This is a genomic window from Mesorhizobium sp. WSM4817 (assembly GCF_055811135.1).
In genome coordinates this window covers 334,806-346,389 of sequence record NZ_JBVVQQ010000005.1, presented here as the reverse complement: position 1 = coordinate 346,389, position 11,584 = coordinate 334,806, and the positions used below count along the sequence as shown (strand labels likewise).

Below are 11,584 nucleotides of genomic sequence, written 5' to 3'. Positions count from 1 at the left end.
GGATGGGGTGAGGGGGCGGCGGCCTTGCCTTCTCCCCTTGTGGGAGAAGGTGGATCGGCGCGCAGCGCCGAGACGGAAGAGGGGTGCTGGACGGAGTGCGGTTTTTGCCAAGCTTTAACACCCCTCATCCGACCTCGCGGAGCCTGTCCTCGGGCTTGCCGGAGGCAAGACCCGTGGGCGGGGCCACCTTCTCCCACAACAAGGGGAGAAGGGAGAGCGGCCGCCTTGCCCAGAAAAATCTTGGCCAAACAACACCATACGGCCGGCGCCTGCCAACATGATTCAAGTGCGAGGGCGAAGAAATGACCCGCCATGTCACCTTCATGACCATCGACGATGCCGAGCATTACACGCCGCAGCAGCGCGCCGCGATCGTATCGGCCTATCCGGCGCATGAGCGCGAGGCGCGGGCCAGGGGCATTCCGGTGCTGGGCTCCGGCCGCATCTTTCCGGTGGCGGAGGAACTGATCGCCTGCGAGCCGTTCCGGCTGCCGCGCTACTGGCCGCGGCTCGGGGCGCTGGATTTCGGCTGGGATCACCCTTCCGCTGCTGTCGAGCTCGCATATGATACCGAGGCCGACGTCGTCTATGTCGCAAAAGCCTGCCGCGCGTCGCAGCAAACGCCGGCAATGCAGGCGCTGACCCTAAAACCGTGGGGCGAATGGTTGCCCTGGGCGTGGCCGCGCGACGGCCGCCGCGAGACGCTGGAAGGTGCGGGCGTGGCACTTGCCCGGCAATATGGCGCGCATGGGCTGAACATGCTTTCCAGCCATGCGCAATTCGCCGACGGTTCGGTGTCGGTCGAGGCCGGGCTGATGGAGATGCTCGACCGCATGCAGAGCGGCCGCTTCAAGGTGTTTTCGACGCTTCTGCCCTGGTTCGAGGAGTTTCGGCTCTACCACCGCAAAGACGGCCAGGTGGTGAAGCTGCGCGACGATCTGATGGCGGCGACACGCTATGGCGTGATGATGCTGAGGGAAGCAGTGGTCGACCCGGCCGAGTTCAAGACGGCACGGCGAAAGGCAGGGCAGAGCGATCCGCTGGGGGCGTTCCGGTGAGGGCGATGACCGTTCGCATCATCAGCGCTACGCTGCGCGACCTCTCCTACATCGCCGCCAATCTGCGGCTCGAGGACCGGACGGAGATCGACTGCCAGTTCGACGAATGGTCGCCGGCGCTGCTGGCGCTGACGGCGCTGCAGGGGTTTGCCTATGTCGCCGAGCTGAACGGCAATCCGGAAGCCGGCTTTGGCGCCGCCGAGCAGCGCGGCGGCCTATGGATCGCCTGGAGCTGGGGCACGCGCCGCATGAAGCGCTGCGTGCCTGGGATCACGGCGTTCTTTCACGCGGTGCTGGGTCCGCAGGTTGCCGCGCACGGCGCCTGGCGGGTCGAGGCCCGGGCGCTGGCCAGCAATGAACTGGCGCTGCGCTGGCTGGCCCGGCTTGGCGCCACGCAACGCTGCCGCCTGCCGGGTTACGGCCGCAACGGCGAAGTTTTTTTGCTCTACGACTGGACAAGGTCGTCTGACTTTGGGTCGTCTGACTTTGGAGAAAGCTGGAACCATGTGCCTTTTTCAAAAGCCGCCGGCGCTGAAGCCGCTGCCACCGACACCGACCATTGCCGACAAGGACGTGCAGGCGCGCGAAACAGCGCTCCGGGCTGAGCTCGAGCAGCGCCAGGGCACCGCCGGCACGGTCAAGACCGATCTGTCGCCGAGCGAACTCAGCGGCCAGCGCCGCGTGCTGCTGGGGATTTGATGTGGGGAGGAGGGTAGCGTCTAGCAGCACCCCCCTCTGTCCTGCCGGACATCTTCCCCTCAAGGGGGGAGATTGGCAGCTTCTGCGTCCCGCCGGCCTTCCAGCGTTGGTGGTTGGCGAAAGCCGAGGTGACATCCAATCTCCCCCCTTGAGGGGGAGATGTCCGGCAGGACAGAGGGGGGTATTCAAGCACCGGCGTCGAACTCTGCGCGTTCTCACCCCGGCTTGCGCGCGAAGGCCCAGACCATCAGCGGATATTCCTCGTCGTTGCTGAGGTCGCGCCATAGGCCGTAGGCGCGCACCGGCCCGCCGATATGGGCTTTTGCGCAGGCTTTGTTGCCCCAGCTGAACACTTCAATGTTTGCCTGGGGGAAGCCGCCCTCGACCAGGACCTGCTTGAGGCCGGCGGCGGTCCAGCGGTTGTAGTCGTGCGGCCTGGCATGCACCCTGAACAGGAACGGCGCCGCCACCATCGCCCAGCCGCCCGGCCGGGTCATGGCGTGGATATTCTGTGCCGCGGCAAACGGGCGCTGCACATGCTCCAGCACCTGGTCGGCGATGACGACGGAATATTGCCGGTCGGTGCGGTCCTTGCAGATGTCGAAATCAGGGAAATCGACGGAGGTGTAGTTCGAGCATATCGTCTTCCAGTGGCGGTTCCAGCCGGGCGAGATCTCGATCACGTCTGAGGATTTGCGGCCGTCGGCCTCAAGAAACGCGGTGAACGCCTCGATCTGCCTGATGCGCAGCCAGTTGCGGGAATCGTAGCCGATCAGCCGCTTTGCAACCTGCTTGCTTCGCCTCTTCAGGGCGCCGGGTAGGCTTTCCGTCATTATCAAATCGATCTCCTTGAGTCGCCGCCCCGCGCCCCTTGAACATCGCAAAAGCGAACAAAATTCGACCTGGCCTTGGCAATATCTGGGCTTCGAACAAGCTGATACATCAGAACAAGGAAATGCCATGGCGAGCGATTCCCGTGCCCACGATATCCTGTCGCGACAGGCGGAACTGGAGAGCGAGCGCAGCCAGTATGAGGCTGTCTGGGAGGCGGTGTCGGAATTCTGCGACCCCGACGCGCCCGATGTCTGGAGTGGGCGCCGGGGCGCGGAACCGCAGGCCGAGCGGCACGAGCGGCGCGGCGCCCGTGTCTACGCCAACACCATCAACTCGGCCGCCAACCGGCTGGCCGCCGGGCTGGAAAGCCTGATCATCCCGCAGTCGGAGAAATGGCACGGGCTGTCGACCGCCGCCGTGAACGACGAGGAGAGCGAGGAGGAGAAGGAATGGGCGGAGGCGCTTCGCGATTTCCTGTTTGCGCTGCGCTATTCCGCCAATTCGAATTTCGTGCCGGCGACGCAGGCCTGCCTGCGCAACGTCGTGCGCTATGGCCCGGCCTATCTCTACGCCGAGGAGGGCTTTGGCGGCACGCTGATCCGCTATGCCTCGATCCCGGTGGTCGAGGGCTATCTCTGCCGCAACCGCTGGGGCCAGGTCGACATTTTTCACCGCCGCTATGAGCGCACCGCACGGCAGGCGGCGCAGCTGCTCGGCTATGACAAGCTGCCGGCGCGGATCAAGATGCTGGTCGACGACCCGGCCAGATGCGAGACCAAGATCTCGCTGATCCAGTGCATCCAGCCGCGCGACGAGCGCAAGATGTACCGGCTCTCCGGCACCTACCAGTATCTCGACACGGCCTTCGCCTCCTATCACGTCGTCGAGGACGAGGAGGTCATCGTCAGGGAGAGCGGTTTCCGCTCCTTCCCAGTGTCCTGCTTCAACTGGCGCCGCCATGAGGGCGACCCCTATGGCATCTCGCCGACCATCGAGGCGCTGACCACGGTGCGCGAGGAAAATGCCGTGCGCCGCTCGGGCCTCAGGGCGCTGCAGCAGATCACCGATCCGGCGACCGCGTCGAAGGCGCGGCTCGACTATGTGCCGGTGCTCAATCCCGGCGAGAACTATCCCGGCCTGATCGACGACAATGGCCGGCCGCTGATTGCGCCGATCGCTGTGGGCCAGAACCCGACCTATGCATTCGACTACGCGGAAAGCCGGGCCGAGGAGATCCGCGACATGATGTTCGTCAACCTGTTCCAGACACTGGTGCAGAACCCGCAGATGACGGCCACCGAGGCCTTGATCCGGCAGGAGGAGAAGGGCGCGCTGCTCGGGCCCTCCGGCTCGATCATCCAGGCCGGCTTTGCCGCCAATCTCGACCGCGAGCTCGGTATCCTCGAGGACAAGGGATTGTATGAGGAAGACAGCCGGTTCCTGCCGCCGGCGAGCCTTGCCGGCAAGGCTGTGCGGCCGACCTTCACCGGCCCGCTCGACGTGCTGCGCCGCTCGGCCGAGGCGCGCGACACCATCCAGGTGGTGACCACGGCCATGCAGATGGCGCAGTTCGACCCCGGCGTCATGGACAATATCGACGGTGACGAGGCGCTGAAGATCGTGCAGAGCGCCGGCCGCAGCCCGCAGCGCATCTTTCGCCGCCAGGACGAGGTGGCTGATATTCGCGATGCCCGAGCCAGGGCGCAACAAGCGCAGGCCGGCATGGCGGCGATCGCCGCCGCCGGCAAGGTTGCCAGGGATGCCGTGCCGGCGGCGGTCCAGGCGCGCGACAGCGGCCTGCTCGACAGTCTCAGCGGGCTGATGCCGCAGGGCGGCGAGGGCGGCGCATGAGCGGCAAACGCTTCGTCCATTCGCGCCAGGCCGGCGGCCCGGCCAAGGCGCAGGATGCGCTGACCAGGGCCTATCTCAGGGTGTTCTCGGGCCAGGACGGCGAGATGGTGCTGGCCGACCTGACGGCGGCGACCGGCTATTACCGCCGCCCGTCCTATGGCGAGTGGCTGGCCAAGACCAGGACGCCGAACGGCTTCGAGCTGCACAGCGCGCTGAGCAACGCGCGCGCCGAAGTGGTGCAGCACATCATGGGGTTTTTGACACTGGACGAAGCGCAACTGGCGGCGCTGGAGAAGGCGGCGCGGCTGGAGGGGAGGTAGGGGTAAGGCACCGGCGTTGGTGACACCTTCTCCCCTTGTGGGAGAAGGTGGATCGGCGGTTTAGCGCCGAGACGGATGAGACACATCGCCCGGCGCCGGGCGCCATCGTAGATGAAAGGTGCGCGGGCCGCTTTCTCTGGTATATTGGCTTTAGAATCGAGCCCTTGGCCCAAGCCGCTATCTGATTGAAATGAAACAGAGTTTGAAGTTACTTTCATGGCAGGGTGCTGGAAGAAATGAGGCGTTGGTGTTCCCTGGAACACCCCTCATCCGGCCGCGGAGCCTGTCTTCGGGCTTGCCGGAGGCAAGACCCGTGGGCGGCCACCTTCTCCCACAAGGGGAGAAGGGAAGACCAGCGCCGGGGCTACGTCTCAATAATCGCCGCGGTAGTAGCGGTCGTCGCAACGGGCGGTGTAGATGCGGCCGTAGCGGTCCTGATAGCGGCAAAGCTGTTCGCCGCGCCGCTGTGGCGTCGTTGCGCTGCCGACGACCGCCCCCAGCAGGGCGCCGCTGGCTGCGCCGATAACCGTGCTCTTGGTGTCGCGGCCCAGGGCCTGACCGACGAGAGCGCCGCCAGCGCCGCCGACCAGGGCCCCCGTGGTGGCTCTTTGCTGGCCTTCGGTCTGTGCACATCCTGCCAGTGCGGCAGTCACAAGAAGGGCGGCAATGGCTTTGTACATGGTCATCGTCTGATACTCCGTTGAAGCCTATGAACTAATACACTGGCTGGTTTTGCCAAGTGTTTGCCAAGTGCGGTTGCATTGCGGCGGAACCGCGGCAACCGCTTGTCACGAAATGCGACATGGTTTCTTTCGTCTTGACGGTGCGTGCCTCCGGTTCTGAAAGATCGTACTCGAACAAGACGATAGGGCCAGGTTCTGTCGAAAAGAATCAGGCTGCGGCCGCAACGATTCCGCCGGGTCCAGCCGATCCCTCAACGATCCAATAACACGCCCGGCTGAACTGGCCAGTACTCGTTTCCATTTGCAAACAACAAGAAGGAATCTTTCTCATGACAGATCTGGCAGACGCCGGGTCCGTGGTGGCGTCGCCACCGGCGGGCAACCTTGCAGGGCCACCGGCCGCCGGGGACAACGGGTCCGCCCCGCCGGCCGGCAAGAGCTGGTTTGACGGTCTTTCCGAAGGCAACCGCAAGCTCGCTGAAACCAAGGGCTGGACCAAGCCTGAAAGCCTCGACCGGGTTCTCACATCCTATGCCGAGCTGGAACGGCAGCAGGGCGAAAGCCTGCGCATTCCGGCAGCGGATGCAGCTGCGGAAGACTGGGACAGGTTCCATGCCCGGCTGCCTGAGGCGATGCGCCCGCTGACATCGCCCGACAAGGTTGAGTACAGGCGCCCCGACGGGCTCCCCGAAAACTTCGCCTATTCGGACGAACTCGCCAACGCGTCAAAGGCGTGGGCGGTCGAGGCCGGCGCCACGCCAAAGGTGGCGCAGGCCTATCACGACCGCTTCGTCGGCTACATGGCCGAACAGGCCAAGGCGCAGCAGATCGCCGCTGCCCGTTCGGTCGAGGCCACTCACGACGACCTGGTCCGGGACTGGGGACCGACCGACAGCGACGGCTTTCGCCAGCGACTGGAGGTCGCCAACCGGGCGATGAAGAAGCTCGGCCTGGTCGATGCCTACAAGGCGAAGGGCATCCTCCTGCCTGACGGCGCCTTGACCGATCCGCAGATCGCCAAGGCGTTCCACGCGGTCGGCGAGGCGATGTTCAGGGAAGACACGATCGACGGCGGCGCGCCCTTGAGCGGAGGCAATCCGTTCAAGCGCAACGCCGCCGGCGAACGCAACCTGACCGATATCTCGGCCCTCGTCAGAAGCGACCCCGTCCGCGCCCGGCGGCTGGCACGCGAGGCCGGCGAAAACCCCGATCTGTGGATACAAAACAACCCCCTTTGAAACAGGGCAACCGCATCCGGATGCCCCCTCATCCGGCCCGAGGGATTTGCAGTCGATCAACCTGAAGGAAGACAAAAAATGGCAGACGCCTATACCCGCATCGCGGACGCGATCGTTCCGTCCGTCTATGCGCAATACTCGTTCGAGGAGCACGTCCAGTCGCTCGAGATCTACCAGGCCGGGATCCTGTTTTCCAACCCGGCCATCGCCTCCAAGCTCTCCATGGGCGGGCGTTCCGTCGACATGCCAGGCTGGAAGGATCTCGGCAACGATCCGTCCGAGCCGGTAAATGACGATCCGGCCGACTCGATCGAGATGAAGAAGATCGGCGCGCGCCGCGAGGTCGCCGCCCGCAACGTCCGCGCCCAGGCCTGGGGCATTCCGGACCTGACCTCGATCCTGGCCGGCGACGACCCGCAGAAGCTTATCGTGCGCCGCCAGACCGACTACTGGCAGCGCGCCAACAAGCTGACGCTGCTCGGTATACTGAAAGGCGTGCTGGCCGACAACGTCGCCAATGATGCCGGCGACCTCGTCCGCATCACCGGCGCGTCCATCGTCGACACCGACATCATCGAGGCCGCCTATCTGATGGGCGACCGCGCCGACAAGTTCAAGACGATCTGGATGCACTCCAAGCAGATGAAGGCGCTGAAGCTCGCCGACCTCATCGACTATGTGCCGCCGTCCGAGCAGGGCGGGCCGCTGATCCCCTATTATATGGGGCTGCGGGCGGTCATCGACGACGACATCCCGGTCGCCACGGGCGTCTACACGGCGTTCATGTTCAAGGACAAGGCAATCTTGTGGAACGAGCTGCCGGTCAATACCGAGGGCGGGCCGCTGGAGTTCGACCGCAAGCCGCGCCAGGGCCATGGCGGCGGCGTCACCGAAATGGTCGCCCGCCGGCATTTCGTCCCGCATGTCCCCGGCACCCGCTTCCTCGATGCGTCGACGGCGGGCGAATTCGCCACCGATGCCGAGTTGGCACTGGCGGCGAACTGGGACCGCACGGCGTCGAGCGTCAAGCACATGACGTTCATTGCGCTGAAGACGACCGAAGCCTGAGCGGTCCAGAAGGGGCGGGGCGTCAGAGTCCCGCCCCTTCTGGACACCGGGTCGGCCGATGTGGCGAATCCCAAAATCACGCGCGGTGCTGCCCCAGAATTGTTGTTGTTGCACATTGATCAATCGCCGCCACCAAACGGTTACACAGGCGGGCGATGCTGCCATGTCTTTGCAATGGAGGGTAACCATGAATATGACCTACAAGGCAGTTCAGGATGTGCTTCGAAAAGCCGGCATTGTCATAAGCAAAAAGGGCGAACTTCACCGCATCAACTTCTTCAGCGGTCTGGAAAACACCGCCTACTACACGACGAGCCTCGAGGATGCGCTTGAGCGCGGTTTGGCAATGGCGAGAGGCGCCGAAAGGTTGCCAGCAAGCGCCTTTGCCAAGTCGCGCGGGCGGCCGACGAGCGCACACTTCGGCTGACGCCGCAGGATGTGATCGCCGCGTTGCGCGGCGATGCTGTGAAATAATATCACGTGACGCACGCTGGCAGTTTTCCAGCGGTTGCATTCCTTGGCCCCCCCTCTGTCCTGCCCTCTTTGCCAAAATTTGGCATCTCCCCCACTTGGGGGGAGATCGCAGATTCACCGACAACGCCCTTTCTTCAATGTTGGCGATTGGCGAAAGCCAACGCGACATCCAATCTCCCCCCTCGTGGGGGAGATGCCCGCAGGGCAGAGGGGGCGCGACGGAACGCGACCTTCCCCACAATCCACCCCACCATGCCTGCTTTTCCCGATCCAAACAGACGGAGGCCTAAAACCATGGCCGTCACCCCGCTCGACATTGCCAACATGGCGCTTGCCGTCTTCGACGAGGCGCCGGTCGACAGCCTTGATCAGGATGTCAAACCGGCCCGCTTGCTCAACCTGCATTTCGACCTGACCCGCGAGGCGGAGCTGATAAAACATGCTTGGGTGTTCGCAATCCTGGCGGCCGCCGTCGCCGGGTCCGATACCGGCAGCGGCGCGGGCACGCTGAACTTTGCCTATGAATTGCCCGTGGACTGCCTGCGGCCTTTGCCGCTGACCCACAATGGCGAGCCGGATGGCGTGCCGATCGCGTGGCGCCAGGAAGCCGGCTTGATCTATTCCGACCGATCGGGGCCGCTGATCATCCGCTATATCGCCAACCTTACCGATCCGAACGACTGGGACGCGACGTTCACCGAAGTGCTGGTTGCAGCGCTTGCCGTCAAGATCGCGCATCCGCTGACCCACAAGGCGGGCATGATTGATATCGCCCGCGGTGCCTATAGCGCGGCGCTGGACGCGGCTTTCCACGCCAACGCGATCCAGCGTGGCGGCAGGTTTTCAACGTCGTCCTGGGCGGTCCAGCGCGGCGACAACCGGTTCCGGCGCGCCTGATGACGATGCTCTATCCCATCCAGGACACCTTCGTCCGTGGCGAAATCTCACCGCGATTGCACGCTCGCGCCTCGCTCGACCTATACAGGGCCGCGCTCTCCCGCTGCGAAAACTTTTTGACGCTTCCCCATGGTGGCATCCGCAAGCGCGGCGGCACCTATTTCAGCGCCGAGGTGAGGGATTCTTCCAAAGCGACGCGGCTGATCCCGTTCATCTTTTCGGCGAACCAGGCCTATGCGCTCGAATTCGGCGATCTCTACATCCGCGTCCATGCCTATGGCGCCCGCGTCGGGGTGGTTGAAGTGGTGACGCCATACCTGGAGGCTGACCTGTTCGACCTGCAATTCGTCCAGTCCGCCGACCAGATGTGGATTGTCCATAAGGATTACCTGCCGCACGTTCTCACCCGCACGGCGCATACCACATGGACGCTGGCCGAGTTCGTCTTTCTCGACGGCCCCTATGACGACATCAACACAAGCGCGACCACGCTGACGCCGGCCGAGACAGGCGCCGTTCATCCGGCGATGACCAGCAATACGCTGCCAACCGGCACCGCTGCATCCAGCGCCGGCACCGCATATCTCGCGTTCGACCGTGACAACAAGACAGTCATAACGTTCGGTACGACCACCGGCGACGTGTCCTATGATTTTGCAGGCACCGTGACAAAGGTGTGCGACGCTTACTGGATACAGACTAGGGCGAACGGCGGCTCCAGAGCACCGGTGTCATGGGATTTCCAGGGCTTCGATGGCACCAACTGGATCTCGCTTGACAGCCGGACGGCGGAAAGCGGCTGGTCGCGCGGCGAGGTGCGGTTTTATGAGTTCCAGAACGAGACCGCCTATCAGTCCTATCGGATAGTGCTCAACGGATCCGAAGGCGACGACAACATGGACATAGCCGAGATGGGCTGGCATGAGGATGGCGATACACAGACGCCATTCGATCTCACGGCGTCCTCGATCGCCGGCATCAATGACGGGACGGGTTTCCAGACCAGCGATGTCGGCCGGACCATTCGCTTGCTCGGCTCGGATGCCGTCTGGCGCTGGGCGCGCATCACCAGCCGCAGCAGCGCGACCGTGGTCAAGGTCAGGCTGTATGGGCATGCGCTGCCCAATCTCAGCCCGATCGCCCGCTGGCGCCTCGGCACCTTCGTTCCCGGCAAATATGTCCAGAGCGGTTCGCTGTACGAGGAGCGTCTGGCCTTCAGCCGCAAATTCTCGGTCTATGCCTCGGCAACCGGCGATTTCGAGAATTTCGCCACCGGCGAAAAGGACGACGACGCGCTTGAATTCGTCCAGGCCGGCGGCGGCCAGGCCAACGATATCACCTGGATTGCGGAATCCGACGGGGCGCTGATCATTGGCACCCTTGGCGGCATCCGGGCGCTGTCGGGCTCGGGCATCGACGAAGCGCTGACGCCGTCATCGTTCAAGAACCGCCGCTCCCGCACCTCTGGCTGCGCGCCGCTGCGCCCTGTCGACGCCGGGCAATCGTTCCTGTTCGTCACCAGGTCGCGCAAATCGATTGCAGAACTGACCCAGAGCGCGACCGGCAAATTCACCTCGGAGGATGTCGGGCAGGTTTCCGAGCATATCCCGAAGCAGGGTGTCGTCGAACTGGCATTCCAGACCGATCCCGACCCGCTGCTGTGGTTCCCGCTCGATAATGGCGAGTTGGGGGGATACACGCACCAGCCTTCGCAGGAAGTCCGCGGCATGCACCGGCATCGCATCGCCGGGTATTTCTCCGGTTCCGCCTTCTCAGATTCAGCATGGGGAGTGGTCGAGAGCGCCGTGGTGACGCCGGGGCAGGACGGCAATGACGATCTGTGGCTGATCGTCAAGCGCACCATCGGCGGCGCCACCAGGCGTACTATCGAAATCAAGTCGGCGCCGTTCGAATATGGCGAGATTGCCGACGCATTTGAGGTCGATAGCGGTCTGACCTACAGCGGTGTGGCTACAGGAACGGTCACAGGGCTCGATCATCTCAACGGCGAGACGGTCGATGCCCTGGCGGATGGCGTGGTCTACAAGGGCCTTGTCGTGGCTACTGGGGCGGTTTCCTTGCCTGGTGGTGCGACTGCCGCCAAATGGCAGGTGGGCCTGCCGTATGAGGCGGGCGCCGACACGCTGGAACTCGATGTCGGCGGCAGGGATGGCTCGATCGTTGGGCGGCGCAAGAAAGTCGCCAAGGTCATTCTGTCGCTGTTCGAGACGGATACGACCGGGCTGGAGATTACTTCCATGCAGCGTGGGCGGTGGGAGCCGGTTCGTATTCCCTCTGTCGTGACCCCTGACAGTTCGGCCAACCTTTTCACCGGGAATGTGGAAGTGCCGATCGACGATAGTTGGGAAGGGCAGGGGCGGGTGAGAATCCGCCATACCAACCCGACACCGTGCACCATCCGCGCGTTCACGCCGGTGTTCGACAGTGAGGCGTAGTTCAAA

11 protein-coding genes are annotated in these 11,584 nt (G+C 64.0%); 8 read left to right on the top strand and 3 right to left on the bottom strand.

Features of this window, described 5'->3' with window-relative positions; translation table 11 throughout:
• Positions 1–302 precede the first annotated feature (302 nt).
• Together AC0L2K_RS10410 and AC0L2K_RS10405 are read left to right on the top strand one after the other, a co-directional pair.
• Positions 303–1,058, top strand: coding sequence for a phage terminase large subunit family protein (locus tag AC0L2K_RS10410; RefSeq protein ID WP_473531280.1), 756 nt, complete (start codon positions 303–305; stop codon positions 1,056–1,058).
• 5 nt (positions 1,059–1,063) lie between these two features.
• Positions 1,064–1,663 (top strand): hypothetical protein, encoded by a 600-nt coding sequence (locus tag AC0L2K_RS10405; protein ID WP_473531279.1) that lies wholly within the window; start codon positions 1,064–1,066, stop codon positions 1,661–1,663.
• 309 nt (positions 1,664–1,972) lie between these two features.
• Here AC0L2K_RS10405 and AC0L2K_RS10400 read toward each other — a convergent pair whose 3' ends face one another.
• A complete protein-coding gene (locus AC0L2K_RS10400) occupies positions 1,973–2,590 on the bottom strand; it encodes a methyltransferase domain-containing protein (protein WP_473531278.1) in 618 nt (205 codons plus the stop codon).
• A gap of 127 nt (positions 2,591–2,717) precedes the next feature.
• Here AC0L2K_RS10400 and AC0L2K_RS10395 point away from each other — a divergent pair, with 127 nt between their 5' ends.
• Complete coding sequence (locus AC0L2K_RS10395; RefSeq protein WP_473531277.1) at positions 2,718–4,442, top strand: portal protein; 1,725 nt, start codon at positions 2,718–2,720, stop codon at positions 4,440–4,442.
• The gene (locus AC0L2K_RS10390; protein WP_473531276.1) at positions 4,439–4,762 is read left to right on the top strand and encodes a Bbp19 family protein; all 324 of its coding nucleotides are present in this window, start codon (positions 4,439–4,441) and stop codon (positions 4,760–4,762) included. Before AC0L2K_RS10395 ends, AC0L2K_RS10390 begins: the two co-directional genes overlap by 4 nt.
• 371 nt (positions 4,763–5,133) lie before the next feature.
• Here AC0L2K_RS10390 and AC0L2K_RS10385 read toward each other — a convergent pair whose 3' ends face one another.
• A complete protein-coding gene (locus AC0L2K_RS10385; RefSeq protein ID WP_027154393.1) occupies positions 5,134–5,448 on the bottom strand; it encodes a YMGG-like glycine zipper-containing protein in 315 nt (104 codons plus the stop codon).
• A 326-nt stretch (positions 5,449–5,774) separates the two neighbouring features.
• On the opposite strand from AC0L2K_RS10385, the gene AC0L2K_RS10380 reads away from it, so the two are divergent.
• Together AC0L2K_RS10380 and AC0L2K_RS10375 are read left to right on the top strand one after the other, a co-directional pair.
• Positions 5,775–6,683: a hypothetical protein gene (locus AC0L2K_RS10380; RefSeq protein WP_287346624.1), complete on the top strand. Its 909-nt coding sequence runs from the start codon at positions 5,775–5,777 to the stop codon at positions 6,681–6,683.
• Positions 6,684–6,761: 78 nt separating this feature from the next.
• Complete coding sequence (locus AC0L2K_RS10375) at positions 6,762–7,751, top strand: Coat protein (protein ID WP_473531275.1); 990 nt, start codon at positions 6,762–6,764, stop codon at positions 7,749–7,751.
• A 76-nt stretch (positions 7,752–7,827) separates the two neighbouring features.
• On the opposite strand, the gene AC0L2K_RS10370 is transcribed toward AC0L2K_RS10375, so the two are convergent.
• Entirely contained in the window at positions 7,828–8,265 is a 438-nt protein-coding gene (locus AC0L2K_RS10370; protein ID WP_473531274.1) for a hypothetical protein, read from the bottom strand.
• Positions 8,266–8,519: 254 nt separating this feature from the next.
• Between AC0L2K_RS10370 and AC0L2K_RS10365 the strand changes: the two genes are divergently transcribed.
• The gene (locus AC0L2K_RS10365; RefSeq protein ID WP_287240949.1) at positions 8,520–9,122 is read left to right on the top strand and encodes a phage connector family protein; all 603 of its coding nucleotides are present in this window, start codon (positions 8,520–8,522) and stop codon (positions 9,120–9,122) included.
• Positions 9,122–11,578 carry a phage tail protein gene (locus AC0L2K_RS10360; RefSeq protein ID WP_473531273.1) on the top strand — a complete coding sequence of 819 codons (2,457 nt, stop codon included), beginning with the start codon at positions 9,122–9,124 and terminating at the stop codon, positions 11,576–11,578. The genes AC0L2K_RS10365 and AC0L2K_RS10360 overlap by 1 nt, the downstream gene beginning before the upstream one ends.
• Positions 11,579–11,584: the final 6 nt, after the last annotated feature.